Raw genomic sequence first — 26,264 nt, 5'->3', positions numbered from 1 at the left:
ATTGACGTTACGGCGACCACGGAATTGCCTGCCCCGGTTCAATAAGCCTGTTCATACAGGCGCAATGCGTCTGATTCCGTGACAACAACTGGATTGTTCAACAGCAAGCGCTGCTGCTTCATGGCATCTGCCGCCAAGGCCGGCAGACTCGAATGCGGCACATCCACATCGCGGAGACGGCGCGGAGCGCCGGATCGGTCCATCAGGTCATCCATAAATCGGATGAACGCGGCTGCGCCTTCTGCCACGTTGCCTTTTCCACCCGCGCCTACGACGTCTGCCAATTCCGAGTATTGCGAACCCGCAGCTTCGGCGTTGAAACGCAGCACGGGTGCAAGCATCAATGCATTGGACAAACCATGCGGAATATGGAAATGGCCACCCAGCGGGTATGCCAGGGCATGGACCGCAGCCACCGGGGCATTGGCGAAGGCTTGTCCCGCCAGAGTGGCGCCCAGTAGCATTGCCTCGCGCGCGCGCCGGTCCTGGCCATTCTCGCAAGCAGGGATCAGATTGCTTGCCAGCAATCGCAGAGCCTCACGCGCCAGGGCATCGGAAATAGCATTTTTCTTGTGCTTGCTGGTATAGGCCTCGATAGCGTGGACCATCGCGTCGATACCGGTAGCCGCGGTATGACTGCGTGGCAGGCCCACAGTCAACTCCGCGTCCAGGAGCACTCTGTCGGCATACAGTTGAGGCGCGACGACTCCCATCTTATTTGTTTCGTTAACCGAAACGATGGAAATATTGGTGACTTCCGATCCTGTACCGGCCGTTGTGGGAATTTGCACCAATGGCAGGCGCCTACCCTGAACATTGCCGATTCCGTACATTTCCGAGAGCGCTTGCTGCGACCCAATGAGCACGGCGGCGAGCTTTGCAATGTCCATCGACGAGCCGCCGCCCAGGCCAACTACGACGTCCACGTCGGCGCCGCGCGCAAACTCGACACAGCGCGACACCACACTCTCTGGAGGGTCCGCCACGACTTCGTCAAAAACCGCGACACGGAATCCCGCCGCCGCCAGCGATGCTTTCGCCGGCTCCAGCACGCCGGACTTATGCAGTCCCGCGTCGGTCACGATGAGGACATTACGGCGCTCCGTCCACGCCGCCATCACTTGACCCAGGCGGCGCGCACAGCCCCATTCATGGAGAATTGACGGAACCGTTTCGAAGAGAATCGACTGCGGGGACATTTCCATTGATGTTTCCTTCATGCAGACGTTGGCAGTCAGATCTGGGCACACATGTACTTGATTTCCAGATATTCCTCGATTCCGTAACGGGAACCCTCACGGCCAAGGCCCGATTGCTTTACCCCGCCGAACGGTGCGACCTCGTTGGAAATCAGGCCGGTATTCAGGCCAACCATGCCGTACTCGAGTGCCTCACCCACACGCCAGATGCGGCCGTGGTCACGGGTATAGAGATAGGCTGCCAGTCCATATTCGGTGTCGTTGGCCATCGCGATCGCTTCTGCCTCGTCCTCGAAGCGGAACACCGGACCGACGGGCCCAAAGAGTTCCTCGCGCGCGAGACGCATGGCCGGTGTCGCATCGGCAATCACCGTCGGCTCGAAAAACGTACCGCCAAGCCGATGAGCTTTCCCGCCCGTGACGATTCGCGCACCCTTGGCGACCGCATCGTCGATCAACTGGCTCAGGTGATCACAGGCCGACTTCTGAATCAGCGGCCCCTGTTGCACCCCGGGTTCCGTACCGTTTCCTACCTTGAGCGCCTGAACTCGACGGGCAAGCGCTTCGACGAAGCGGTCATGAATGCCTGCCTGAACAAGAAAGCGATTCGCGCAAACACAGGTCTGACCGCTATTCCGGTATTTCGACGTCATGGCGCCGTCGATCGCTGCGTCGAGATCTGCGTCGTCGAATACGATGAAAGGTGCGTTGCCACCGAGTTCGAGAGAAAGTCGCTTGATCGTGCCGGACGATTGGCTCATGAGCACACGGCCAACTTCCGTTGAACCGGTAAACGAGAGCTTGCGCACAACCGGACTCGCCGTGAGGACCGCTCCAATCTCACGCGACGGACCACATACGACTTGCAGCACACCAGCCGGAATTCCGGCTCGCTCAGCCAGTACGGCCAGCGCAAGCGCAGTCAGCGGAGTCAGGTCAGCCGGGCGCACAATGATGGAACAACCCGCAGCCAGTGCGGGAGCGACCTTGCGTGTGATCATCGCGGCAGGAAAATTCCACGGTGTGATCGCGGCGCAGACGCCGATCGGCTTACGAATGACAAGAATGCGCTTGTCACCTTGCGGGTGCGGAATGACGTCGCCGTATACACGTTTCGCTTCTTCGGCGAACCACTCCACGAAAGAAGCTGCATACATGATTTCGCCGCGTGCTTCCGCCAGCGGCTTGCCCTGCTCCGACGTCATGATGAATGCGAGGTCGTCGGCATTCGCAATGATCAAGTCATACCACGCGCGCAATATCTTCGCGCGCTCGTGACTCGTCCGTTTCTGCCAGCCTTTTTGTGCAAGCGCCGACGACGCAATAGCTTTCTCGATCTCTGCGGCGCCAAGACTGGCCACGCGAGCCAGGATTTCACCCGTGGCTGGATTCGTTACGGGAAACGAACGGCCATCCGCGCCCCCCTCCCATCCCGACGCAAGCCAGGCACGTGTCTCCAGCAAGGAGCCGTCTCGCAGTTGGGCGCACAGCGCCGAAGGTACAGTCTCCGGGTTCATCCTGTCTCACTCTGTATGGTGAAAATTTCGTCGCTGCCCCCCAGGCTTTCGCCAGGAATTGCACTGCACGGAAGAGACCGCCCCTATGGGCGTCTTCCGAATTGGGGATAGAGCAGGCATTTATGTCAATTGACATGGTCATTTGACCACAAACGAAAATTCACGGCAACTCAGTAGTTCCACGGGCTTCGAGTCAGGGGCTGTCGACGTCATTCCTGTACTGCAGGCTCGCTGCCTTTTCATGCACCGCATCGCGGATCTGCTCGTCCAGCGCCACGAGCAGCGCGCGACGTCTGCGTCGGACTGCGTCGTTGCCCACGGCGTCATCCATCAACCTGCGATGCGGCATCGGGAGAACATGCCATTGGCGCCACGACCGCCGCGCGCCGCAATCCCGCGCCAGCGCACGGTAGTCGGCCTTGATCCTTCGCTTTCGAAACAGGTATCGCCAGCTCGAGTAGACATGCGCTTCGTTCGAAACGATCAGTGCAGTTTTCGCCCCCACCGCGCGAGCCAGCGACTGCGCGAGAAATATCGCCAGCGGTTTCGGACGCAGGCCTAGCCACTTGCGCGTCAAATAGCGATAAAGCGCGCGGCCGTCGACGGACGTGTCCGGGCCCTGAATGCACCCTATCAGCAGTTGAGGGCGTCCCGCCTTGCTTCCCAGCGACGCGACGCAAAACGTGCAGGACACGAGCCGCGTACCCTCGGCATCGCGAATGCAGATCGTCCAGTCGCCCTCCTTCTGGAAGCGCTCGATGGCTTCCAGACTCACGTCCCATGTCAGATTGGCAGCGCTGATCGTTGCAATCCCCGCCTTGCCGGTCTCGCTCAGCTCACGCGCAATACGCGAAGCACGCGCGGCAGTCAGTTGATCGTGCTCGAGACTTACGCGCAGCCGCTCGTCGGCGCCCAGTCCCGCATGAATAAAGGGCCGGTGAATGCGTTCGATGTTGAAAGGCGACCGGGCAATGGATTTTCGAAAACGTTCCTGCGAGCAGCGCGCGAGCCAAGCCAGTGTGGTGCGCCACCAGAGCATCGCCCGTATCAGAAAGCGAATGCGCCGCCACCGGTGATAACCCGTGGGCAGCGGATAGGCCTTGCATGCATAGCCCCATAGATACGCGAGGTTTCGACCCAACGTACGCATCCGGCCGGAAAAGGGTACTGCCAAAGATTCTGATTGCATCGCTTTAGAAATTTCAATTAGTTATGCATATCATCCAGATCCGGAACCACGGTGTCCGGATCCCGACTGACCCAAATAACCAACGCGATGCAATCTTACGATTCGATGTTAGATCGACTGTGGACGCTTCGTGGACGATCTGTGGATTTCAGCAATTGGCTGCACCGCCAGCGACGGTGCCTGCGCGCAAGGGCACGCCGGGCGGGCGTCTTATCGACGAGGCCCAGCAGGAAGGACAATCTCGAAGCACGATCCGCCTTTCTCCCCCGGGCGGTATCGCGCCGTCCCGCCGTGAGCGCAGGCAATCGCCCGGACAACCGAGAGCCCGAGGCCAGAGCCGCCGAATTTGCGCGAGCGTGAGGCATCCGCGCGCGTGAACGGCTCGAACACGAGCGCGGCGAATTCCGGGGTGAGGCCCGGGCCCTCGTCTTCCACGCTCAGCGACACCTCGCTGTTCCCGGCAAGGGCGCGAATATGCAGCGCGCCCGGTACGGCATAGCGCCTCGCGTTATCGAGCAGCGCGACCAGGGCCTGGCGAATGCGCGTGCCGTCGCAGTCCACGGTTATCGGCTCGAGGGCAAGATTGAGCGCAAAGCCCGCCTCGTTGAGCGCGTCGCTCATCGAATCCACCGCGCGGCGAATTTCCACGTCGATGCGTGTTGGCTCCACACGCATCTCCAGCCGCCCGATGTCCTGCAGCGTGACGATATGCAGATCGTCGACGAGACGCGTGAGGCTCTCCACCTGAAACAGAAGCCCGCGGATCTGCGCCTCGTCGAGGGCGAAGACCCCGTCCTTCATGCCCTGCAGGCGTCCGCGCAGGATCGTGAGCGGCGTGCGCAACTCGTGCGCGATGGCTGCGTTCCAGGCGCTCATCTCGGCCGTCATGCGCTGCAGCCGCGCGGCCATGACGTTGAAGTCGTCGACCAGCAAGGCCGTCTCGCCGAGGGACCGGTCGCCCGGCACCGCGCGCGCCGCGAGGTCGCCTGCGGCGATGCTGCGCGCGCCCTCGGCGAGCGAGTTGAGCGGCGCAAGAATGCGCCGCGCAAGCCGCGACGCCATGATGATGGCCACCACCAGGCCAAACAGCAGCAGGATCGCAAAAACCAGATAGTCGCTTGGCTCAGGGATGAGGAGTTCCTTCGGCGACATCGGTCCCGGGGGCGGGCGGAACGTAAACAGCAGTCCGTAGATGACAATCGCACCCACGGACGCAATAAGCATCGTAATGACCGAAACGAGCCCCATCGAAAGAACGATCTGGCGCCCCAGTCGCCCACGCTGCCCGCGCTGCCGCGTTGCATCGCTCATGGCTGGTCCGCCAGGCGATAACCCACGCCGCGCACGACCGTGATCATGTCGGCAGCGCCGAGCTTGTCGAGCTTCTTGCGCAGATTGCTCATGTGGCTGTCGACCGTGCGCTCCAGCGCGTCGCCACCGGGCAGGCAGGCGTCGATCAGTTCGCTGCGGGAAAACACACGGTTGGGCGACTTCGCCATGTGCGCGAGCACACGGAATTCAGTGAGCGTCAGCGCGAGCTGCACGCCTGCCGCGCCGCTTGCCGCGTGCACGCTCGCCACATAGCTCTGCGTGTCCACTTCGAGGCGCCCCACGCGCAGCACCGTTTCGCTGCGCGAAGCGCTCGTGCGCCGCAGCACGGCACCCACGCGTGCGACCACTTCGACCGGATTGAAGGGCTTCACCACGTAGTCGTCCGCGCCGATGCGCAGCCCCTGCAACCGGTCGATGTCCTGGTCGAGCGCGGTGACGACGACCACCGGCGTGTTGCCGCGCCGCCGCAGTTCCGCGAGCACTTCCCAGCCGTCCTTGCCGGGCATCTTGATGTCGAGCAGCACGAGATCGGGCTTGAGGACCGGCTGCACGTCGAGCACGGTCTGCCCGTTGCCGACCCGATAGGTTCGATAGCCCTCGCGGGTCAGATAGGCGTCGAGTATCTCGGCGATTTCGGGTTCGTCTTCGGCGATCAGGATCAGCGCGGTCATGGGTGTGTCGCCTGCTGGTTGCGTACGGACCCGTCATCGTGCCTGGATGCGGGCGGCGGGGCAACCCGCTCCATCGAATCTCCATAATAGCCCAACACTTTCTGCCTCTGGCCGGCTCCAGCCGCCCCGCGCCCCGCCCACCCGCCCCTCCACGCAATCTCGACAGAACCTCCATCGCCGCCGGACAGCGGTGCGCGACCATCCGTGCTCCGGCATACCGCCGACATGGTTCAAACGACTTTATGAACGTACAACAGATCAAAACGGTCGCCGTCACGGGCGCCGCGGGGCTCGCCTTGACGCTTGCCCTCGCGTCGTGTCATGGCGACGGCGGCAACGCCGCCGCGCAGGCCATGCCCAGGCCCCTGGTGAGCGTGGTGAAACTGCATCCTCAGGTGGTGCCGGTCACAGCCGAACTGCCGGGGCGCGTCGTCGCGCTACTCGAAGCGGAAGTGCGGCCGCAGGTCAGCGGCGTCATCCAGCAGCGCCTGTTCGTGGAAGGCGCCGAGGTCAAGGCAGGCCAGGCGCTCTACACCATCGACCCGGCGAGCTACCAGGCCGCTCGCGACAGCGCCGAGGCGAGCCTGCAGCGCGCCGAGGCAACCATTCCCGCCGCGCAAGCGAGAGCCGCACGCAACAGCGACCTCATTCGTCTGAATGCGATCAGCAAGCAAGAGTACGAAGACTCCGTCGACGCCCTGGCCCTTGCCCGCGCCAATGTGGCCACCGCGAGAGCGGCCCTCGAAGCGGCGCGTATCGACCTCGACCGCACCACCATCCGCGCGCCCATCTCCGGCCGTATCGACCGCAGCGCACTCACGCCGGGGGCGCTAGTCAGCGCAGGCCAGCCCGCGCCGCTCACCACGATCCACCAGATCGACCGCGTAAACGTCGATCTGTCGCAGTCGAGCGCCAACCTGCTCGATCTGCGCGCGGCTATCGACGCGGGCCATCTCGTCAGCGCGAACGGCGGGGTGCCGGTCCGGCTCCGGCTGGAGAACGGTGCGGCCTACCCGCAAACGGGCGAACTCGAATTTGGTGAATCCAGTGTGGCGACCAGCACCGGCACGTACACGCTGCGCGTCACCGTGCCCAATCCGCACCGCGTACTGCTGCCCGGCATGTACGTGCGCGCGATCGTGGAGGAAGGCATCGTGCCTGACGGCTATCTGCTGCCGCAGCGCGCCGTGAGCCGTGACGAGCGCGGCGAGCCGGTCGCGCTGTTCGTGCGGGCCGGCAAGATCGAGCAGGTGATTCTGCAAGGCGCGCGTGAGCACGGCAACGACTGGCTCGTCACGCAGGGCCTGCGCGAGGGCGATGCGATCGTCGTGGAAGGCGGCCAGCAGGTCCATGCGGGCGATGCGGTGGCGAGCACCGAAGTCGTCATCGACGCCGCGACGGGCATGGTCCGGGCGGCGCCCGCGAGCGACCGCGCCAATGCGGCCGCAGCGGCCACGGCGACCGGTACTGCGCCCTCGCAGGCCAACCGTACCTGAGGACCGTCATGTCGGCATTTTTCATCAAACGTCCTGTGTTCGCGTGGGTGCTGTCGATCGTCGTGATGCTGGGCGGCCTGCTCGCGCTGGAGCGCCTGCCGGTCGCCCAATATCCCGAGATCGCACCCACCACCATCTCCATTTCGGCGACCTGGGCGGGCGCCGACGCGCAGACCCTCGAGAACTCCGTCACGCGCGTGATCGAGCAAGGCATGACCGGGCTCGACAATCTGCAGTACATGTCCGCGACTTCGGACGCTTCGGGCGAAGTCCAGATCCGCCTCACTTTCAGCAGCGCCGCCAGCCCGGATGTCGCGCAGATGCAGGTGCAAAACAAGCTGCAGCTCGTCACGGCGCAGTTGCCGCCGGTCGTGCAGAGCACCGGGCTCACGGTGACCAAATCGTCGGCGAGCTTCCTGATGGTCGTGGGCTTCGTCTCGAAGGACGCCCGGCTGCGCTCGATCGACCTCGACGACTACGTGGGCAGCACGCTCCAGGACCGCATCCGCCGGGTGCCGGGCGTCGGCAACACGCAGTTGTTCGGGTCGAGCTACGCCATGCGCATCTGGCTCAATCCCCACCGGCTCGCCCAATACTCGCTCATGCCGGGCGACGTGGAAGCCACACTGCGCGCGCAGAACGCCCAGGTGTCGGCCGGCCAGCTCGGCGCCCAGCCGGCACGGCCGGGGCAGCAGCTCAACGCCACCGTCACCGCAAAGAGCCGGCTGCGCACCGCGGACCAGTTCGCCGACATCATCGTCAAGAGCGCACCCGACGGCGCCGTGGTGCGCCTGAAGGACGTCGCGCGCGTCGAACTGGGCGCCGAGAACTACACCTACTCATCCACGTACAACGGCAAGCCCGCCTCGTCGCTCGGCATCAATCTGGCAACCGGCGCGAACGCGCTGGAGACCGCGCAAGGCGTCAAGACGCTGATCGATTCGCTCAAGCCCACGCTGCCCGCCGGCGTGGAGGTGGTCTATCCCTACGACACCACGCCGTTCGTCAAGCTCTCGATCCACGAGGTCGTCAAGACGCTGTTCGAAGCCATTGCACTCGTCTTCATCGTGATGCTGGTGTTCCTGCAGAACTGGCGCGCCACGCTGATCCCCACGCTGGCGATCCCGGTCGTGCTGCTCGGCACGTTCGGCGTGCTCGCGGTGTTCGGCTACTCCATCAACACGCTCACGATGTTCGCGATGGTGCTGGCGATCGGCCTGCTGGTGGACGACGCCATCGTGGTGGTGGAAAACGTCGAACGCGTGATGGTCGAAGAACAGCTCTCGCCGCTCGAAGCCACCCTCAAGTCGATGCGCGAGATCTCCGGCGCGCTGATCGGCATCGCCACGGTGCTGTCCGCCGTGTTTGTGCCGATGGCGTTCTTCTCGGGTGCAACCGGCACCATCTATCGCCAGTTCTCGGTCACGCTCATCACGGCCATGCTGCTTTCGGTGGCCGTCGCGCTGATCCTCACGCCCGCGCTGTGCGCCACCCTGCTGCGTCGTCCCCAGGGCCATGGCGCGACCCATGGCTTCGCCGGCTGGTTCAACCGAGGCTTCGAGCGCGGCTCGCTCGCCTACCGCGGCGGCGTGGCCGGCGTGCTCGCGCGTAGCAAGCGCTTTCTGGCTGTGTTCGTCGCGCTCGTCGTTGCAATGGGCTGGATGTTCATGCGCCTGCCGACCTCGTTTTTGCCGGTGGAAGACCAGGGGATCATGATGAGCACCGTGCAGCTACCGCCGGGTGCGATGGCGGGGCGCACGCGCGACGTGCTCGAGCAGGTCGCGGATTACTACCTGAAAAACGAAAAAGACGCGGTGGAAGGCGTGATGGCGATCGAGGGCTACGGCTTCGGCGGCTCCGGCCAGAACGCGGGCATGGTGTTCGTGCGCCTGAAGGACTTCGATGCACGCCACGGCGCGCACCTTTCCGCGCAGGCCGTTGCAGACCGCGCGAACGCAGCGTTCGCCGCCATCAAAGACGCTCAGGTGTACGCACTGTTGCCACCCGCCATCGATGGCATGGGCAACTCGAACGGTTTCGATTTTTATCTGGAGGATACCGGTGGCGCAGGACGCGAACGACTCATGCAAATGCGAGACCAGTTGCTGGGTGCCGCGGCGCGCAGCCCCGCGCTCGCCTACACGCGACCAACGGGGCAGGACCCGGCGCCGCAGTTTGCCGTGGACATCGATCAGGCAAAAGCCAGTGCGCTCGGCCTGAGTCCCACCGATGTCGACACCACGCTCTCGGTGGCGTGGGGCAGCGACTACGTCAACGATTTCATCGACCGGGGCCGCGTGAAACGCGTCTTCGTGCAGTCCGATGCCGACTTCCGCATGCAGCCGGGCGACCTCGATGCATGGCATGTTCGCAACGCGCGCAACGAGATGGTGCCGTTCGCTTCGTTCGCGCAAGGACACTGGACCCTCGGGCCGACGCGTCTTGAGCGCTACAACGGCGTCACGGCCGTCGAAATCCAGGGCGAAGCCGCACCGGGCGTCAGCTCGGGCACGGCGATGAGCGAGATCGACCGGCTGGTGGCACAGTTGCCGCCCGGCGTGCGTCACGAGTGGACGGGCCTGTCCTGGGAGGAGCGTCTCGCGGGCGATCAGGCCGCGGCGCTTTACGCGATCTCCGTCCTCTTCGTGTTCCTCTGTCTTGCCGCGCTGTACGAAAGCTGGACCATCCCGCTCTCCGTGCTGCTCACGGTGCCGGCCGGCATGGCGGGCGCGCTGCTCGCGGCCATGCTGTGCGGCCAGGCCAATGACGTCTACTTCAAGGTGGGCCTGCTCACGACCATCGGTCTTGCCGCGAAAAACGCCATCCTGATTGTCGAATTCGCGCTGGAACGCGAAGCGCAGGGCGCGGGCCTGATCGAAGCCACGCTCGATGCCGCGCGCCTGCGTCTGCGGCCGATTCTCATGACCTCGTTCGCGTTCATCCTCGGCGTGGCGCCGCTGGCTGTGGCGACAGGCGCCGGCTCGGGCGCGCAAAACGCGATCGGCATCGGTGTGATGGGCGGCATGATTGCGTCCACCGTGATCGGCATTTTCCTCGCACCGCTGCTCTACGTCGGCGTACGCACGATGTTCAAAGGCAAACGCCCATGAACGCCAACTCACGCACCATCATGAACCGTCCGAAACGCTTTCCGTTCCCGCACCGCCAGTCGGCGCTGCTCATTCTCGGTGCCTGCGCACTGCTCGCGGGCTGCGCCGTGGGTCCCGACTATCGCGCACCGCACCCCGACGTGCCTGCGCAATGGAGCGCGCAGTCCTTGCGCACCACCGACGCCCAGCCCGATCTCCACCAATGGTGGCGGCGCCTGAACGATCCGCTGCTCGATGAACTCGTGGATGAAGCCACGCGCGGCAACCTCGACGTAGCCACGGCCACCGCGCGCATCCGCGAGGCCCGCGCGACGGTACGCGAAGCCGGCGGCGCGCTCTATCCGTCGCTGAACGGTTCGGGATCCTTAACGCGTGCGGGTGCAGGCCCGAATGCTATCGCCGGACCCTCGCCTTCGATGCCGGGGGCGCTGCCATCGGGTAGCCCCGGTAGCCCCGTCAACCTCTTCCAGGCGGGTTTCGACGCCAGTTGGGAGATCGACCTGTTCGGCGCCAACCGCCGCGCGCTGGAAGCGGCCCGCGGTGGTCTCGACGCGGCTCAGTGGGATCTGCGCTCGACCCAGCTTTCGCTGATCGGCGACGTGACGACGCGCTACGTAGAGGCGCGCGGCTATCAGGCACGCCTCGCGCTCGCACGCGCAACAGCGGATTCGCAGCAGGAAACCGCGCGTCTCACCCGCGTGCGCTACGAAGCGGGCGCGAATTCCGGTCTCGACGCTGCCAACGCATCCGGCGAGGCGCAGGCCACGTTGGCCTCCATTCCCGCACTGGAGGCTGCCTACGCGCAGACCGTGTACAGCCTTTCCGTACTCACGGGCCAGACGCCGGGAGCGCTCGTCGCGCGCATGCAGCAGGCCCATGACGTGCCCGCACCGCCCCTGCCCGTCGCGATGGGCGTGCCCGCCGACGTGCTGCTCGCACGGCCGGACGTGCGCGCCGCCGAACGCCGCTACGCGCAGAGCACGGCGCACGTGGGCGTGGCGCAGGCTGCCCGCTACCCGCGCGTAACCTTGACCGGCGCGCTCGGCACCTCGGGCACCCAGTTCGGCGATCTGGCGCACCATTCGTCGATCGGCTGGTCGATCGGGCCTTCCGTGACGATTCCGCTGTTCGATGGCGGACGGCTGAAAGCCGCGGTCGAGATCGCGGACGCGCAACGCGATCAGTCGTTTGTCGCGTATCGAGCGGCCGTACTCACTGCACTGCAGGACGTGGAAAACGCGAGCGTGGCGCTCGCGCGGGAAACCGAAAGCGTTCAAAGCCTGCAGCGTTCCGCCGATGCGTACGGTCAGGCGGCGTCGATGGCAAAATCGCTCTACCGGTCGGGATCGACGGGCTTTCTCGAGTTGCTCGTCGCCGACCGCGCGCAGTTCGCGGCGCAGGACGCACTGATCCAGAGTCGCGTGCGCGTCACGACCGACTACATCGCCTTGAACAAGGCTTTGGGTGGGGGATGGGATGGGGCGCCGCAAATCTGATTCGGCAGATTTTCCACTTGACGCCAACTATCCCGATCAAACGAACCAGCGGACCTTCGCTAGTTCAGATCTACAGTGAATTCACAGCCTGTGCCGAGGAGCGCAGGTTATTGATTCGCTGGATCGAACACAATATTCGGAATCCTGAATATTTCCGTCAACGTGTCGGTGTTGCCGCGATGAAATGGAAAGGAGGTACTCGATGGATTGCTTCCCCCGAATTAAATCAGGGTTAGGTACTTGGTGGGCCGGGTCGGGTTCGAACCGACGACGGGATTTCTCCGGCGGATTATGAGTCCGCTGCCTGCAACCAACACGGCGTCCGGCCCAACAGAAAACAACAAGGAAAGCATCAACAAAAAAGCCCGGTCTACCCAAAGGCCGGGCTTTCTTGAAGACAGGCCGACATACTACACGAAAGCATGCCCGCCTGTTAAGTGCACACGTGAAACGTGTGCACTTAACGCAAACATCCGCAAAAATCAGTTCCCTTCGAGGAACGACTTGAGCTTGTCCGAGCGGCTCGGGTGACGCAGCTTGCGCAGCGCCTTCGCTTCGATCTGGCGAATCCGCTCGCGCGTCACGTCGAACTGCTTGCCCACTTCTTCGAGCGTGTGGTCGGTGCTCATTTCGATACCGAAACGCATGCGCAGCACCTTCGCCTCGCGCGGCGTGAGCGAATCGAGCACGTCCTTCACGACGTCGCGCATCGAGGCATGCAGCGCGGCGTCCGCGGGCGCGACCGTGTTCGTGTCCTCGATGAAGTCGCCCAGATGCGAATCGTCGTCGTCCCCGATCGGCGTTTCCATGGAGATCGGCTCCTTCGCGATCTTCATGATCTTGCGGATCTTGTCCTCCGGCATTTCCATCTTCTCGGCCAGCGTTGCCGGATCCGGCTCGAGACCGGTTTCCTGCAGGATCTGCCGCGAGATGCGGTTCATCTTGTTGATCGTCTCGATCATGTGAACCGGAATGCGGATCGTGCGCGCCTGGTCCGCGATCGAGCGCGTGATGGCCTGGCGGATCCACCACGTCGCGTAGGTCGAGAACTTGTAGCCGCGGCGATATTCGAACTTGTCCACCGCCTTCATCAGACCGATGTTGCCTTCCTGAATGAGGTCGAGGAACTGCAGGCCGCGGTTCGTGTACTTCTTCGCAATCGAGATCACGAGACGCAGGTTGGCCTCGGTCATCTCGCGCTTCGCCTGGCGCGCCTTCAGTTCGCCGGCCGCCATCTGGCGATTGGTTTCCTTCAGGTCTTTCAGCGGCAGCACCACGCGCGCCTGCAGGTCGAGCAGGCGCTGCTGCTGTTCGCGGATCGCCGGAATATTGCGCGAGAGAATGCCGCTATACACGTGGTTTTCGGAGACGATCTTGTCGGTCCACTCCAGATCCGTCTCGTTGCCCGGGAAGCGCGCGATGAACTCCGAGCGCGGCATGCCGCACTTGTCCACGACGGTATGCAGGATCTGGCGCTCGACCTGACGCACTTCGTCCACCTGGGCGCGCAGCGTGTCGCACAGACGCTCGACGGTGCGCGCGGTGAAGCGAATCGACATCAGTTCGTTCTGGATCGTTTCCTGCGCCTTGAGGTAGGACTTCGACTTGTAGCCTTCCTTCTCGAACGCACGGCGCATCTTGTCGAACCATTCGCTGATGAGCGCGAACTTCTCGAGCGAGGCGCGCTTGAGCGCTTCGAGCTGGGCAGCGTTGGCGGTCGCCTGCGCTGCGCCTTCGTCCTCCTCTTCTTCCTCTTCTTCCTCTTCCTCTTCCGCCTCTTCGGTCTCGTTCTCGATCTCTTCCGCTTCCTGCGCGGAGAAGCCGTCGGTGTCCTCGGCATTCGGATCGATCAGGCCATCGACGAGCTCATCCACGCGAATCTCGTCGTTCGCCACGCGCTCGGCCATCGCGAGAATGTCGGCGATCGTGGTCGGGCACGCGGAGATCGCCATGACCATGTGCTTGAGACCGTCTTCGATGCGCTTGGCGATTTCGATTTCGCCTTCGCGCGTGAGCAGCTCGACCGTGCCCATTTCGCGCATGTACATGCGCACGGGATCGGTGGTGCGGCCGAATTCCGAATCGACGGTGGACAGCGCGACTTCGGCTTCCTCTTCTACTTCGTCGTCCGAAGAAGCGTTCGGTGCGTTGTCGTTGAGCAGCAGCGTTTCGGCATCGGGCGCCTGCTCGTACACGGCCACGCCCATGTCGTTGAAGGTGCTGATGATGCCTTCGATCGCCTCGGTTTCGGTGAAGTTGTCCGGCAGGTGATCGTTGATTTCGGCGTACGTGAGAAAGCCGCGCTCCTTACCCAGCTTGATGAGCGCTCGCAGTTTCGAGCGACGCTCCTCGAGCTCCTCGACGGTCCCGGGCTGCGAGGACGCGAACGCGTCTTTCAGCAGCGCCTTTTCCTTCGCCCGCCGGTCGCGCGCACGGGCCTTTTCGCCCTTGCCCGCGGCGGGCGTGCTGTCTTCGCTCTGACTTGCGTCGTCTTCGACGGATACTTCATTCAGCTTTTTCGTCATGGAGTTCGCCGTTTCGGCTATAGTCTCGACTCGCGGCTGGTGGACGTCAGCCTCTTGAACCGTGGATACTGGAGCCTCGCGCTCTGCCACATCGTCCGCAATGGCAGGCACTTGCCTTGCACTACTCGAACCGGACCGCTTCGTCGCCGGCCGGGTTGCGGCCGGGGTGGCAGCTCTCGCCGCGCGTGGTGGCGCCGCTCGTGCGGCCGAAGCAGCCATGGTTTTTTTCCGGGCAGCGGGTTCAGGAGAGGTGGCGGACGACTTTCTGGCGGAACGGGTGGCAGTGGCCTCGTTGACCTTGCTGGTCGGCTCCGTGGAGCTTTTGCCTGTTGCCTTTTTCCCGCCTGTAGTCTTTGCCATTTGCCATTCCGTCCTTGCTCGAAGCTGGGTATGAAGCCCGGAAAAAAACAAAAACAAACCGCTGAAAACCTTTTATTATAGCACGCGGGGCAGAATCCCTCCGTGCGGCCTCCCTTACAAACCGAGCTGACGTTTCATTTCAGCCCGGGTCTGATTCAGTTTCATCAGTTCCGCCAGTTCTTCAGGCGTGTGCCGCGATTGCCGCGAAAGTGCATCGAGCCGGTCGCAGCAGGCGTCGTAGCGCATCTTCAGGATGGCTGCCTTGAGCTCCTCGCCCACGAGGCGCTCCTGTTCGCGCCGCTCCTCCGCCACCGCGCTGTCTTCGGGATTTTTCATCAGCAAATCCCGGACGTTTTCATCATAGTCCAGAATTTCCCGAAAAATCTCCTCGAAGGTCGGGGCGTTCGCGCCATTGCGCAAGAGGTCCGAAAGGAGCTGAAACTCGGCCGCATCGCCCAGCCCGCGGGCGTGCGTGGTCACTTCCTCGAACAGTTCGCCATGGCGCGTGAAGGTGATCAGCGCCCGTTCGGCTTCCTCGTCCAGTTGCGCCACGATGCGCGGATGCATGACGAGATTGCGCAGCGACTTGCGCTCGATCCCCGTCACGAGGTGCCGATCCTTGCGCGCGGGCGCCGAGCGCGCCGCCTGGGCAATTCGCGCATCGACCTCGCAAAGCGCCGCCACTTCCTCGAACGGCACGTCCAGCCGGTCCGCGAACATGTGCATGATCTGCGCGCGCAGCGCGTTCGCCGGCAGCGCCTGGAGCAGCGGCTTGGCGTCGAACAGCGCCCGCGCGCGGCCCTCCGGCTGGTCCAGCTCCTTGCCCGCCAACACCTCGTTCAGCATGAACTGCGAGAGCGGCATGGCCCGCTCCACCTGCTCCTGGAACGCTTCGGTGCCGAACTCGCGCACGTAGCTGTCCGGGTCGTGCTCCTGCGGCAGGAACAGGAACCGGATCGTCCGGTTGTCCGCGGCGTGGGGCAGGCACGCGTCGAGCGCGCGGCGCGCGGCGCGGCGGCCGGCCGAATCGCCGTCGAAGCTGAAGATCACGGTGTCGGTCTGGCGCAGCAGCTTCTGCACGTGAATCGGCGTGCAGGCCGTGCCGAGCGTCGCCACGGCGTTCTGGAACCCGAGCTGCGCGAGGGCCACGACATCCATATACCCTTCGACCACGAGCACGTAGTGCTGCTCGCGGATCGCGAGCCGCGCCTCGAAGAGCCCGTACAGTTCGCTGCCCTTGTTAAATAGCGGCGTTTCCGGCGAATTCAAATACTTGGGCTCGCCGCCATCGAGCACCCGGCCGCCGAAGCCGATCACCTGGCCCTTCACGTTGCGGATCGGGAACATGACCCGGTCGCGGAAGCGGTCGTAGCGCCGCGCCTGCCCCTGGCCATCCTGCTTTTCGCTGACGATCACGAGCCCCGCTTCGACGAGGGCTTCGTCCCGGTAATTGGGGTACGCGGATTCGAGGTTTTGCCATCCATCGGGCGCGTAGCCGAGGCCAAAGCGCGCCGCGATTTCGCCCGTGAGGCCGCGTTTTTTCAGGTACTGGATCGCATTGGGCGCGCTGCGCAACTGCTTGCGGTAGTAGTCGCACGCCGCCTGCATGATGTCCGGGAGCGCCGTTGCGACGGCCTTCGAAGGCCAGCCTGCGTAGCCGCCTGCGCCGGCGCCTCCAGCACCGCCGCGCATGGGCGACGGTTCCTGCGGCACGCTCAGGCCAACCGACTGGGCGAGTTCGTTGACGGCCTCGGGAAACGTGAGGCCGGCATGCTCCATGAGGAAGCCGATGGCGGTGCCGTGCGCGCCGCATCCGAAGCAGTGATAGAACTGCTTCGTTGGACTAACGGTAAACGAAGGGCTCTTCTCGTTGTGAAACGGACAGAGGCCCATGAAGTTCGCGCCGCCCTTCTTGAGCTGCACGTAGCGCCCCACCACGTCGACGATATCGACGCGGTTCAGGAGATCCTGCAGGAACGAATGCGGAATCATCGGGACGGGGGCATCCTGCTGCGTGCGCGACGAGTGGCGCGCGGTCCGTTGCCGGCCCTGCGGGGCCGCGAACGGACCGCGTACCCTGTATTTACTTCGAAAGTGCGGCCTTGACCAGCGCCGACACCGCCGTCATGTCGGCACGGCCGGCAAGCTTGCCCTTGAGCACGCCCATCACCTTGCCCATGTCCTGCGGGCCGGCGGCGCCCGTCTGCGCGACCGCGGCCTGCACTTCGGCGGCGATTTCGGCATCGGAAAGCTGCGCCGGCATGTAGTCGGCCAGCACCTTCAGTTCCGCGGCTTCCTTCTCGACGAGGTCCGTGCGGCCCGCCGCCTCGAACTGGCTGATCGAATCCTTGCGCTGCTTGATCATCTTGTCGATGACCGCGGTGACGGCGGCGTCGTCGAGCATCACGCGCTCGTCCACCTCACGTTGCTTGATCGCGGCGAGCAGCAGACGAATCGTGGCGAGGCGCTCGGTTTCGCGGGCGCGCATCGCGGCTTTCATGTCGTCGTTGATTCGGTCCTTGAGGCTCATCACTCACCTGAAATGCGTTGGGTTACGGGGTACCTGGACCAGGTCCAGGCGATGGGGCGCACGCGGGGGCCGCACACGTCACCTGTCGCACAAGCATCATATCAATGCAAAAACCCGCCTGGAAACGCTTCCAGGCGGGTCGGCGCAGATTCTCGATGGTTGCGACCACACCAGAGGGGGCTGCAACAACCGCGGTGCCCGGAATTCAGGGCCGGCGGCGCTGCCGGCGGCTTTTGGGGGCAAAGTTTCAGGAAAGGCACCTGGGACCCGCCCCTGCAACGCCGGACTCAGTACAGCTTCTTCGGCAGCATCTGGCTGCGCAGGCGCTTGAAGTGGCGCTTCACCGCCGCCGCCTTCTTGCGTTTGCGCTCAGACGTCGGCTTTTCGTAAAACTCGCGCGCACGAAGTTCGGTCAAAAGACCGTTCTTCTCGATCGTGCGCTTGAAGCGGCGCATGGCAACTTCAAAGGGTTCGTTTTCTTTTACGCGGACGGTCGTCATTTTCCAATAACGGATCTGAGGTAAAGAACATCAAGTATAGCAGTTCCAAAGACGCGCAACCCGGGGAACGCTGGACCGAAAACCCCCGCCCCGGGCGGCTGTCCGGGCCGATGCCACGGCCGTCCCGGGGTTGCCTCAGCCCCTGCCTGGGGGTTGTCCCAAGCCCTGCCTGGGGGCCGCCTCGCGCCGCCCCTGGGTGGCTTAACCGTCGCCCGGAACGTGGCCGCCCGCGGCCGTCAATTCCGCCGCAGCCTCGCCGGCCGCCACGCCCGAAGCCCACGCCCACTGGAAGTTATAGCCGCCGAGCCAGCCGGTCACGTCCACGGCCTCGCCGATGAAGTACAGGCCCGGCACGCGCTGGCTCATCATCGTGGCCGACGAAAGCTCGCGCGTATCCACGCCGCCGCGCGTGACCTCGGCCTTCTTGTAGCCCTCGGTGCCGGTGGGGGTGAGCGTCCATTGCGCGAGACCCTCGCCCATGCGGCGCAGCGTCTTGTCGGGCAAGTCCGCGAGGCGCGCGTCGAGCGGCACCTGGTGCGCCTCCAGCCAAAGGTGTGCGAGCCGCGCGGGCATCCATTCGGCCAGCAGGTTGCCGATCTGGCGCCGGGTCGCACCCTTCGCCTCGATCAGTTCCGCCGCCACATCGCGCTCGGGCAGCAGGTTCACGCGCACGGGCTGGCCCGGCTGCCAGTAGCTCGAAATCTGCAGCACGCCCGGTCCGGACAGGCCGCGGTGCGTGAACAGCAGGTCTTCGTCGAACGTCCCGCCCGTCTTGCGCTCGCCCGTGGCGATGCGCACCTCAAGCGAAACCCCCGAAAGCGCCGCGTACGGCGCCCAGTCGTCGTGAGCGAACGTGAGCGGCACGAGCGCCGGACGCGTGTCGATCAGCTTGTGGCCGAACTGCTTTGCGATGCGATAGGCGAAATCGGTGGCGCCGATCTTCGGAATCGAGAGGCCGCCGGTGGCGATGACGAGCGCGCGGGCCCGTATCGTGCCCTGTGGCGTGCCCAGGGTGAAGCCCTCGCCGTCCGCATGGCTCACCGTCTCGACCGGCAACGGCCGGCGCCAGGCCACGCCGCCGGCGTCGCATTCGGCGCGCAACACGTCGATGATCGCCTCGCTCGACTGGTCGCAGAAGAGCTGGCCCTTGTGCTTTTCGTGCCACGTCACGCGGTGCTGGCGCAGCAGCGCGAGAAAGTCGCGCGGCGTATAGCGCGCAAGCGCGGAGCGGCAAAAATGCGGATTGCTGGAGAGGTAATTGGCCGGACCGGCGTGCAGATTCGTGAAGTTGCAGCGCCCGCCGCCCGAGATGCGGATTTTCTCCGCGAGGCGCGGCGCGTGGTCGATCAGCGCGACGCGGCGCCCCAGTTGGCCGGCCACCGCCGCGCACATCATCCCGGCCGCACCTGCGCCGATCACGGCGATGTCGAAAGATTCCATGGCGCGCATTCTACCTGCCGGGCGGCAACGGACCCGCCAGACCCGCTCCCCCTCCGGCGACCGCCCGCCTCGTTTCGAGCCCGCTGCTATACTTTGAGGCTTCCCGCTGACTCTTTTTCGGCAAGGGTTTGCCGTCCGGCCTCGCCCGGCGGTCCGCCATTGGCCGCCTGACCCATGCTCGTTCTCGGCATCGAAAGCTCCTGCGACGAAACCGGCCTTGCGCTGTACGACACGGACCGCGGCCTCCTCGCCCACGCGCTGCACTCGCAGATCGCCATGCATCGCGAGTACGGCGGCGTGGTGCCGGAACTCGCCTCGCGCGACCATATCCGCCGCGCGCTGCCGCTGCTCGAAGAAGTGCTGGAGAAGAGCGGCGCCCAGCGCGCCGACATCGACGCGATCGCCTACACGCAAGGCCCCGGCCTCGCGGGTGCGCTGCTGGTGGGCGCGAGCATCGCGAACGCGCTGGCCATGGCGTGGGGGCGGCCCACGGTCGGCATCCACCATCTGGAAGGGCACCTGCTCTCGCCGCTGCTCGTGGATGCGCCGCCGCCGTTCCCGTTCGTCGCCCTGCTCGTTTCGGGCGGCCACACGCAGTTGATGCGCGTGACCGACGTGGGCGTGTACGAAACGCTCGGCGAGACGCTGGACGACGCCGCCGGCGAAGCCTTCGACAAGACCGCCAAGCTCCTCGGCCTCGGCTACCCCGGCGGCCCGGAAGTGTCGCGGCTCGCGGAATTCGGCACGCCCGGCGCCATCGACCTGCCGCGCCCGATGCTGCATTCGGGCGATCTCGACTTCAGTTTCAGCGGCCTGAAAACGGCGGTGCTCACCCAGGTCAAGAAGCTCGGCCCCAACATTTGCGAGCAGGGCAAAGCCGATATCGCGCGCGGCTTCGTCGATGCCGCCGTGGAAGTGCTGGCGGCGAAGTCGCTTGCCGCGCTCAAGCGCACGAAGCTCAAGCGCCTCGTGGTGGCGGGCGGCGTGGGCGCGAACAAGCAGTTGCGCGCGACACTGTCGGCCGCGGCGCAGAAGCGCGGCTTCGAGGTCCATTACCCCGACCTGTCGCTGTGCACCGACAACGGCGCCATGATCGCGCTTGCCGGGGCGATGCGGCTCGAACGCTGGCCCGAGCAGGCCACGCGCGACTACGCGTTCACGGTCAAGCCGCGCTGGGATCTGGCTTCGCTCGCGCGATAGCCCTACCGCCCCCGGCTTCGCCGTTGCGACGGCAACAAAAAACCGCCCCTCGAGGCGGTTTTTTTACTTCGCACAGCGCGCACGCAATCAGCCGCGCACGCGCTTGTCGTACTCGATCACGGCATACGCGCTGTGATTGTGGATCGACTCGAAGTTCTCCGCTTCCAGCACATACGCGGCCACGCGCGCATCGGCGTTCAGGCGCACGGCCACGTCGCGCACGAGGTCTTCGACGAACTTCGGGTTCTCGTAGGCACGCTCGGTCACGAACTTCTCGTCCGGACGCTTGAGCAGGCCCCACAGTTCGCACGACGCCTCTTCCTCGGCGATGCGGATGAGGTCCTCGACCGGCAGATCGCCCGCCAGCTCGGCATCGATCGTGACGTGCGAGCGCTGGTTGTGCGCGCCGTACTGCGAGATCTTCTTCGAGCACGGGCACAGGCTCGTCACCGGCACGAGCACCTTGAGGAACACGCGCGTCGCGCCATCGCGCACATCGCCCGTGAGCGTCACTTCGTAATCGAGCAGGCTCTCCACGCCCGACACCGGGGCCACCTTCTTCACGAAGTACGGGAACGACACCTCTATGCGGCCTGCCTGCGATTCGAGCTTCGCCACCATCGTGGCCAGCATCGTGCGGAACGTCGCGGGTTCGAGCGGCGCCTTGTTCTCTTCGAGCAGCGCCACGAAGCGCGACATGTGCGTGCCCTTCTGGTCGGCGGGCAGATGAACGTCGAGGTTCCACGTGCCGATGCTCGGCTGCACGTCGCCGTTGCCGGTCTTCACGGTCAGCGGATGGCGCACGCCCTTCACCCCCACGCGCTGGATCGGGATCTGACGGGTATCGACGGAGCTTTGCACGTCCGGCATCACGAAGGCCGGGTTCATCTGGTTCATGTTCTTGTCCTTTGGGCTGCGCGCTACGCGGCGCGCAATGGCAAGCGCCGGCATAAGCCGGCGCTGGCTGGCGGTCCCGGGTTCGAAAACCCGCCCGCCGATTCAAACGGAGTGTGGGCTGCCCGCGATCAGGCGACGCGCATGACCGACTTGCCGGATGCGTTCGCCGTGCGATCGAGAAAGCGTTCGCGAATCGACTTCGCGATCCCTGCCGCATCGAGGCCCACGCCCGAAAGCAGCTTGGCCGGGTCGCCGTGGTCGATGAAGCGGTCGGGGAGGCCCAATTGTAGTACGGGCTTGATAACCCCACTTTCAAGGAGGGCTTCCACGCAGGCCGAACCGGCGCCGCCCATGAGGCAGCCTTCCTCGACCGTCACGAGGTAGTCGTGCGTTTCGGCGAGCTGCTTCACGAGTTCGGTATCGAGCGGCTTCACGAAGCGCATGTTGGCCACGGTGGCGTCGAGTTCCTCGGCGGCGGCGAGCGACGGCGCGACCATCGTGCCGAACGCGAGGATGGCGATGCGCTTGCCTGCCGGCGCGTGGCTCTCGCGGCGAACCTCGCCCTTGCCCACCGGCAGCGCGGCCATCTGCTTGACCGTCGCCACGCCGGTGCCGGCGCCGCGCGGATAGCGCACGGCCGTCGGGCAGTCCTGCTGGAGCGCCGTATAGAGCATCTGGCGGCACTCGTTTTCGTCCGAGGCGGCCATGATCATCATGTTCGGGATGCAGCGCATGAACGCGAGGTCGTAGGCGCCCGCGTGCGTCGCGCCGTCCGCGCCCACGAGACCCGCGCGGTCGATGGCGAACACCACCGGCAGGTTCTGCAACGCGACGTCGTGGATCAACTGGTCGTAGGCGCGCTGCAGGAAGGTCGAGTAGATCGCGACAACCGGCTTCAGACCTTCGGCCGCGATGCCGCCTGCAAACGTGACCGCGTGCTGCTCGGCAATGCCCACGTCGTAGTAGCGATCCGGGAAGCGCTTTTCGAATTCGACGAGGCCCGAGCCTTCGCGCATCGCCGGCGTGATGCCGACCACGCGCGAATCGAGTTCGGCCGCGTCGCACAGCCACTCGCCGAAGACCTGGGTGTAGGTCTTCTTGCCCGGCGCCGTGGACGGCTTGATGCCTTCGGCCGGGTTGAACTTGCCGGGACCGTGGTAGAGCACGGGATCCGCTTCGGCGAGCTTGTAGCCCTGGCCTTTCTTCGTCACGACGTGCAGGAACTGCGGACCGCGCAGTTCCTTGATGTTCTGCAGCGTCGGGATCAGCGAGTCGAGATCGTGGCCGTCGATCGGCCCGATGTAGTTGAAGCCGAACTCTTCGAACAGCGTGGCCGGCACGATCATGCCCTTCGCGTGCTCTTCGAGCTTGCGCGCGAGGTCGAGCACGGGCGGCGCATGGCGCAGCACGCGCTCCACGCCCGCACGCGCGGCGGCGTAGAAGCGGCCCGACATGAGACGCGCGAGGTGGCGGTTGAGCGCCCCCACCGGCGGCGAGATCGACATGTCGTTGTCGTTGAGGATCACGAGGAGCGGCACGTCGTCCTCGACGCCGCCGTTGTTCAGCGCCTCGAAGGCCATGCCGGCGGTCATCGCGCCGTCGCCGATCACGGCGATGCCCATGGCGTTATCGCCCTTGAGCTTGCTCGCGATGGCCATGCCGAGCGCGGCCGAGATCGACGTGCTCGAGTGGGCCGTGCCGAACGTGTCGTACGGCGACTCGTCGCGCTTCGGGAAGCCCGAAATGCCCCCGAGCTGGCGCAGCGTGTGCATCTGGTCGCGGCGGCCGGTCAGGATCTTGTGCGGATAGGTCTGGTGGCCGACGTCCCAGACGATGCGATCGCGCGGCGTGTCGAACACGTAGTGCAGCGCGATCGTCAGCTCGACCGTACCGAGGTTGGACGACAAATGGCCGCCCGTCTGCGAGACGCTGTCGAGAACGAAGGCACGCAGTTCGTCGGCAAGCGGTTGCAACTGGCGGCGATCGAGGCGGCGCAAGTCCGCCGGGTCGTCAATGGTTTTCAGCAAGTCGTACATCGTCGTTCCAGTCCAGGAAATCGGGCGCTCCCGCACTTCTGGCGCACATTACGTCCCCTTTCATGCGCGCGGGCGGGTTGGCGCGGTCAGCTGACCCGGTTCACCACCAGGTCGGCGAGTTCGGCAAGGCGCTGCGCGCGCGCGCCGAACGGTTCAAGCGCCGCATGCGCGTCGCCGCGCAACTGCTGCGCGAGTGCTCGCGATGCGTCCAGACCGATGATCGACACGTAGGTCGGCTTGCCGTCCTTCGCGTCTTTGCCAGCGGTCTTGCCGAGCGTCGCCGTGTCGGCGGTGACGTCGAGAATGTCGTCCACCACCTGGAAGGCGAGGCCCACAGCCGCCGCGTACGCATCGAGCGCGCGCAGCGTGTCGGCGGCGGGCGTTTCGCCCGCGAGCGCCCCCATGCGCACCGATGCGCGCAGCAGCGCGCCGGTCTTCAGGCGGTGCATCGTTTCCAGTTCTTCGCGCGTGAGCGAACGGCCCACGCTCGCGAGGTCGATGGCCTGGCCGCCGGCCATGCCGATCGAGCCGCTCGCCAGCGCCAGCTCGCGCACGAGCGCGGCCTGCCGCGGCGCCGCGTCGCGCAGACCCGGCACGTCCGACGTCAGCGTAATGAAAGCCTGCGACTGCAGCGCGTCGCCCACGAGGAGCGCGGTGGGCTCGTCGTACTTCACGTGGACGGTCGGCTTGCCGCGGCGCATGTCGTCGTCGTCCATGCACGGCATGTCGTCGTGCACGAGCGAGTAGACATGAATCATCTCCAGCGCGCAGGCCGCTGCGTCGAGCGCCTCGGGGGTCGCACCCGTCAGCTCACCCGCAGCATGGCACAGAAGCGGGCGCACGCGCTTGCCGCCGCCCAGGACCGCGTAACGCATGGCGTCATGCAGGCCCGCGGGCAGCACGTCGGCTGCCGGCAAATAGTGTTCGAGCGCGCTCTCGACCCGGTCCAGCACCAGCCGGGTCCATTGTTCAAAAGTCATAGATCGTCGTCTCCGCCGGTCGCGGATGTCGTATTGAGGGGCACGGGCCTGAGCGTTTCGCCGTCGAGCACGCGCACCTGTTGTTCAACCTTTTCCAGCTGCTGCTGGCAGAACTTCACCAGCACGGCGCCGCGCCGGTAGGCGGCCAGCGACTCCTCGAGGCTCAGGCTGCCGCTTTCCATGCGCGCCACGAGCGTATCGAGCTCCGCCAGCGCAGCCTCGTAGCTCTCGGGCTGCGGTAATCCGTCACCGCCGTCGCCACTACCATGGCGATCATTGCGGTTTTCGGCTTCGTCGGCCGCCGCAGTGCGGTCCGCAGTGCGGTCTTTCGTTGCGGATTTCGCCATGAGTCGTCGCAGAATTGAAACAAGGCGGACATTCTACGGCAAAAGCGACTTATCCGATCCGCTCGCCGGCGGGCATGCCCTGGACGCCACAACTGCGATGCTGACCGAAATTCGCCTTACCGGCACGTCATAGGCGTTGCCCCGCGGCAATTTTGGCAAAAATCAGTGACTTAGCTACCCCTTGGGGGGTGCGTTCGGGTATAATCGCCGGCTCCCTAAATCGAATCTTCGATGGTTGGGTTGTTCACTGCTTTCACGTCTTCATCGGGAGTGGGAATGTCCAATCTGAGCAATGCATTGCAGCTGAAGTCCATTCACAGCCAGCTGCCAGTCGCCGCTTATTTTGACGATGCGCTTCTCCAGCGCGAAATCGAAACGCTTTTCCAGAAAGGTCCCCGTTACATCGGGCACGAGCTGATGGTGCCCGAGGCGGGGAATTATTTTGCACTGCCCGGCGAGAAAGAAGGCCGTGTGCTGGTGCGCAACAAGCAGGACCAGATCGAGCTACTCTCGAACGTCTGCCGCCACCGCCAGGCCATCATGCTAAACGGTCGCGGCACGGCCGACAACATCGTATGTCCGCTGCATCGCTGGACCTACGACCTCAAGGGCGAGCTGCTCGGGGCACCGCATTTCGCGGACAAACCCTGCCTGAACCTGAACCGGACTCCGCTGCAGCAGTGGAACGGCCTGCTCTTCGAGTCCTCGGGGCGCGACATCGCGCGCGACCTCGCTCGCCTCGGCCCGGCGAAGCACCTCGACTTCACGGACTACATGTTCGATCACGTCGAGATCCACGAGTGCAACTACAACTGGAAGACCTTCATCGAGGTCTATCTGGAGGACTACCACGTCGTGCCGTTCCACCCGGGCCTCGGCAACTTCGTGTCGTGCGACGACCTGAAGTGGGAGTTCGGCGAGTGGTACAGCGTGCAGACCGTGGGCGTGCACAACCACCTCGGCAAGCCGGGCAGCCCGACGTACCGCAAGTGGCACGACGAGATCCTGCGCTTCCGCAACGGCGTGCCGCCCGAGTTCGGCGCGATCTGGATGGTGTACTACCCGAATCTCATGATCGAGTGGTATCCGCACGTGCTGGTTGTCTCGTGGCTGATTCCGCAAGGCACGCAGAAGACGACCAATGTGGTCGAGTTCTACTACCCCGAGGAAATCACGCTCTTCGAGCGCGAGTTCGTCGAGGCCGAGCGCGCTGCCTATATGGAAACCGCGGTGGAAGACGACGAGATCGCGGAGCGCATGGACGCCGGCCGCCGCGCGCTGTTCGAGCGCGGCGTTTCGGAGGTCGGCCCGTATCAGAGCCCGATGGAAGACGGCATGCAGCACTTTCACGAGTTCCTGCGCCGCGAACTCGGCACGATCTGAGGCACGCCGGCGGCAAGCGCTTCGGCCAGCCTCGGGACGCTTCGGCATAAAGGAAA

Annotated in this window: 19 protein-coding genes and 1 tRNA gene; 5 read left to right on the top strand and 15 right to left on the bottom strand. The window is 64.9% G+C overall.

Annotated elements, in window-relative coordinates:
* Positions 1–38: 38 nt before the first annotated feature.
* The 5 genes from BFE01S_RS00495 to BFE01S_RS00475 all read right to left on the bottom strand — a co-directional run bounded on the left by BFE01S_RS00495 (position 39) and on the right by BFE01S_RS00475 (position 5,908).
* Positions 39–1,205, bottom strand: coding sequence for an iron-containing alcohol dehydrogenase (locus BFE01S_RS00495; RefSeq protein ID WP_042336936.1), 1,167 nt, complete (start codon positions 1,203–1,205; stop codon positions 39–41).
* A 29-nt stretch (positions 1,206–1,234) separates the two neighbouring features.
* Complete coding sequence (locus tag BFE01S_RS00490; RefSeq protein ID WP_042336935.1) at positions 1,235–2,716, bottom strand: NAD-dependent succinate-semialdehyde dehydrogenase; 1,482 nt, start codon at positions 2,714–2,716, stop codon at positions 1,235–1,237.
* A gap of 193 nt (positions 2,717–2,909) precedes the next feature.
* Complete coding sequence (locus BFE01S_RS00485) at positions 2,910–3,905, bottom strand: DUF535 family protein (RefSeq protein ID WP_084169408.1); 996 nt, start codon at positions 3,903–3,905, stop codon at positions 2,910–2,912.
* Positions 3,906–4,115: 210 nt separating this feature from the next.
* Complete coding sequence (locus BFE01S_RS00480) at positions 4,116–5,216, bottom strand: ATP-binding protein (protein ID WP_042336934.1); 1,101 nt, start codon at positions 5,214–5,216, stop codon at positions 4,116–4,118.
* Positions 5,213–5,908, bottom strand: coding sequence for a response regulator (locus BFE01S_RS00475; RefSeq protein ID WP_028223891.1), 696 nt, complete (start codon positions 5,906–5,908; stop codon positions 5,213–5,215). Before BFE01S_RS00475 ends, BFE01S_RS00480 begins: the two co-directional genes overlap by 4 nt.
* 242 nt (positions 5,909–6,150) lie before the next feature.
* Here BFE01S_RS00475 and BFE01S_RS00470 point away from each other — a divergent pair, with 242 nt between their 5' ends.
* Genes BFE01S_RS00470 through BFE01S_RS36860 form a run of 3 tightly spaced genes read left to right on the top strand, consistent with a single transcriptional unit; the run spans position 6,151 to position 12,010 of the window.
* Positions 6,151–7,404 (top strand): efflux RND transporter periplasmic adaptor subunit, encoded by a 1,254-nt coding sequence (locus BFE01S_RS00470; RefSeq protein ID WP_028223890.1) that lies wholly within the window; start codon positions 6,151–6,153, stop codon positions 7,402–7,404.
* An 8-nt stretch (positions 7,405–7,412) separates the two neighbouring features.
* Positions 7,413–10,514 (top strand): efflux RND transporter permease subunit, encoded by a 3,102-nt coding sequence (locus BFE01S_RS36865; protein WP_042336933.1) that lies wholly within the window; start codon positions 7,413–7,415, stop codon positions 10,512–10,514.
* On the top strand, positions 10,511–12,010 hold the full coding sequence (locus BFE01S_RS36860; protein ID WP_052420751.1) for an efflux transporter outer membrane subunit: 1,500 nt from the start codon (positions 10,511–10,513) through the stop codon (positions 12,008–12,010). The genes BFE01S_RS36865 and BFE01S_RS36860 overlap by 4 nt, the downstream gene beginning before the upstream one ends.
* A gap of 241 nt (positions 12,011–12,251) precedes the next feature.
* Here the strand turns inward: BFE01S_RS36860 and BFE01S_RS00455 are convergent.
* The 6 genes from BFE01S_RS00455 to BFE01S_RS00425 all read right to left on the bottom strand — a co-directional run bounded on the left by BFE01S_RS00455 (position 12,252) and on the right by BFE01S_RS00425 (position 19,365).
* Positions 12,252–12,339: transfer RNA gene (locus BFE01S_RS00455), tRNA-Ile, on the bottom strand.
* A gap of 153 nt (positions 12,340–12,492) precedes the next feature.
* Complete coding sequence (rpoD, locus tag BFE01S_RS00450) at positions 12,493–14,895, bottom strand: RNA polymerase sigma factor RpoD (protein WP_084169406.1); 2,403 nt, start codon at positions 14,893–14,895, stop codon at positions 12,493–12,495.
* A 114-nt stretch (positions 14,896–15,009) separates the two neighbouring features.
* A complete protein-coding gene (gene dnaG / locus BFE01S_RS00440) occupies positions 15,010–16,887 on the bottom strand; it encodes a DNA primase (RefSeq protein ID WP_028223887.1) in 1,878 nt (625 codons plus the stop codon).
* Between the two features lie 91 nt (positions 16,888–16,978).
* Positions 16,979–17,425, bottom strand: coding sequence for a GatB/YqeY domain-containing protein (locus BFE01S_RS00435; RefSeq protein ID WP_028223886.1), 447 nt, complete (start codon positions 17,423–17,425; stop codon positions 16,979–16,981).
* A gap of 287 nt (positions 17,426–17,712) precedes the next feature.
* Positions 17,713–17,925: a 30S ribosomal protein S21 gene (gene rpsU / locus BFE01S_RS00430; RefSeq protein ID WP_028223885.1), complete on the bottom strand. Its 213-nt coding sequence runs from the start codon at positions 17,923–17,925 to the stop codon at positions 17,713–17,715.
* Between the two features lie 201 nt (positions 17,926–18,126).
* Positions 18,127–19,365, bottom strand: coding sequence for a BaiN/RdsA family NAD(P)/FAD-dependent oxidoreductase (locus BFE01S_RS00425; protein WP_028223884.1), 1,239 nt, complete (start codon positions 19,363–19,365; stop codon positions 18,127–18,129).
* Between the two features lie 174 nt (positions 19,366–19,539).
* On the opposite strand from BFE01S_RS00425, the gene tsaD reads away from it, so the two are divergent.
* Positions 19,540–20,565: a tRNA (adenosine(37)-N6)-threonylcarbamoyltransferase complex transferase subunit TsaD gene (tsaD, locus tag BFE01S_RS00420; protein WP_028223883.1), complete on the top strand. Its 1,026-nt coding sequence runs from the start codon at positions 19,540–19,542 to the stop codon at positions 20,563–20,565.
* An 87-nt stretch (positions 20,566–20,652) separates the two neighbouring features.
* Here the strand turns inward: tsaD and folE2 are convergent, their stop codons facing one another.
* The 4 genes from folE2 to BFE01S_RS00400 all read right to left on the bottom strand — a co-directional run bounded on the left by folE2 (position 20,653) and on the right by BFE01S_RS00400 (position 24,825).
* Positions 20,653–21,462, bottom strand: a complete 810-nt coding sequence (folE2, locus tag BFE01S_RS00415; protein WP_028223882.1) for a GTP cyclohydrolase FolE2 — start codon at positions 21,460–21,462, stop codon at positions 20,653–20,655.
* Between the two features lie 128 nt (positions 21,463–21,590).
* Complete coding sequence (dxs, locus tag BFE01S_RS00410) at positions 21,591–23,498, bottom strand: 1-deoxy-D-xylulose-5-phosphate synthase (RefSeq protein ID WP_028223881.1); 1,908 nt, start codon at positions 23,496–23,498, stop codon at positions 21,591–21,593.
* Positions 23,499–23,584: 86 nt separating this feature from the next.
* Positions 23,585–24,478: a polyprenyl synthetase family protein gene (locus BFE01S_RS00405; protein WP_028223880.1), complete on the bottom strand. Its 894-nt coding sequence runs from the start codon at positions 24,476–24,478 to the stop codon at positions 23,585–23,587.
* A complete protein-coding gene (locus tag BFE01S_RS00400) occupies positions 24,475–24,825 on the bottom strand; it encodes an exodeoxyribonuclease VII small subunit (protein ID WP_028223879.1) in 351 nt (116 codons plus the stop codon). The genes BFE01S_RS00405 and BFE01S_RS00400 overlap by 4 nt, the downstream gene beginning before the upstream one ends.
* A 231-nt stretch (positions 24,826–25,056) precedes the next feature.
* Between BFE01S_RS00400 and BFE01S_RS00395 the strand changes: the two genes are divergently transcribed.
* Positions 25,057–26,208, top strand: a complete 1,152-nt coding sequence (locus tag BFE01S_RS00395; RefSeq protein WP_281177385.1) for an aromatic ring-hydroxylating oxygenase subunit alpha — start codon at positions 25,057–25,059, stop codon at positions 26,206–26,208.
* Positions 26,209–26,264: the final 56 nt, after the last annotated feature.

Source organism: Paraburkholderia ferrariae NBRC 106233 (assembly GCF_000685035.1).
Lineage (GTDB): Bacteria > Pseudomonadota > Gammaproteobacteria > Burkholderiales > Burkholderiaceae > Paraburkholderia > Paraburkholderia ferrariae.
This window is presented reverse-complemented; position numbering and strand designations above follow the sequence as displayed.

What these genes read in the sequence shown, in the direction of transcription:
- BFE01S_RS00480 (WP_042336934.1), bottom strand. Translation starts at nt 5,216, where the DNA reads ATGAGCGATGCAACGCGGCAGCGCGGGCAGCGTGGGCGACTGGGGCGC.
- BFE01S_RS00405 (WP_028223880.1), bottom strand. Translation starts at nt 24,478, where the DNA reads ATGACTTTTGAACAATGGACCCGGCTGGTGCTGGACCGGGTCGAGAGC.
- BFE01S_RS36860 (WP_052420751.1), top strand. Translation starts at nt 10,511, where the DNA reads ATGAACGCCAACTCACGCACCATCATGAACCGTCCGAAACGCTTTCCG.
- dnaG (WP_028223887.1), bottom strand. Translation starts at nt 16,887, where the DNA reads ATGATTCCGCATTCGTTCCTGCAGGATCTCCTGAACCGCGTCGATATC.
- BFE01S_RS00485 (WP_084169408.1), bottom strand. Translation starts at nt 3,905, where the DNA reads ATGCAATCAGAATCTTTGGCAGTACCCTTTTCCGGCCGGATGCGTACG.
- tsaD (WP_028223883.1), top strand. Translation starts at nt 19,540, where the DNA reads ATGCTCGTTCTCGGCATCGAAAGCTCCTGCGACGAAACCGGCCTTGCG.
- BFE01S_RS00490 (WP_042336935.1), bottom strand. Translation starts at nt 2,716, where the DNA reads ATGAACCCGGAGACTGTACCTTCGGCGCTGTGCGCCCAACTGCGAGAC.
- BFE01S_RS00425 (WP_028223884.1), bottom strand. Translation starts at nt 19,365, where the DNA reads ATGGAATCTTTCGACATCGCCGTGATCGGCGCAGGTGCGGCCGGGATG.
- BFE01S_RS00475 (WP_028223891.1), bottom strand. Translation starts at nt 5,908, where the DNA reads ATGACCGCGCTGATCCTGATCGCCGAAGACGAACCCGAAATCGCCGAG.
- BFE01S_RS00435 (WP_028223886.1), bottom strand. Translation starts at nt 17,425, where the DNA reads ATGAGCCTCAAGGACCGAATCAACGACGACATGAAAGCCGCGATGCGC.
- BFE01S_RS00495 (WP_042336936.1), bottom strand. Translation starts at nt 1,205, where the DNA reads ATGGAAATGTCCCCGCAGTCGATTCTCTTCGAAACGGTTCCGTCAATT.
- dxs (WP_028223881.1), bottom strand. Translation starts at nt 23,498, where the DNA reads ATGTACGACTTGCTGAAAACCATTGACGACCCGGCGGACTTGCGCCGC.
- BFE01S_RS00470 (WP_028223890.1), top strand. Translation starts at nt 6,151, where the DNA reads ATGAACGTACAACAGATCAAAACGGTCGCCGTCACGGGCGCCGCGGGG.
- BFE01S_RS00400 (WP_028223879.1), bottom strand. Translation starts at nt 24,825, where the DNA reads ATGGCGAAATCCGCAACGAAAGACCGCACTGCGGACCGCACTGCGGCG.
- rpoD (WP_084169406.1), bottom strand. Translation starts at nt 14,895, where the DNA reads ATGGCAAAGACTACAGGCGGGAAAAAGGCAACAGGCAAAAGCTCCACG.
- rpsU (WP_028223885.1), bottom strand. Translation starts at nt 17,925, where the DNA reads ATGACGACCGTCCGCGTAAAAGAAAACGAACCCTTTGAAGTTGCCATG.
- BFE01S_RS36865 (WP_042336933.1), top strand. Translation starts at nt 7,413, where the DNA reads ATGTCGGCATTTTTCATCAAACGTCCTGTGTTCGCGTGGGTGCTGTCG.
- folE2 (WP_028223882.1), bottom strand. Translation starts at nt 21,462, where the DNA reads ATGAACCAGATGAACCCGGCCTTCGTGATGCCGGACGTGCAAAGCTCC.
- BFE01S_RS00395 (WP_281177385.1), top strand. Translation starts at nt 25,057, where the DNA reads ATGGTTGGGTTGTTCACTGCTTTCACGTCTTCATCGGGAGTGGGAATG.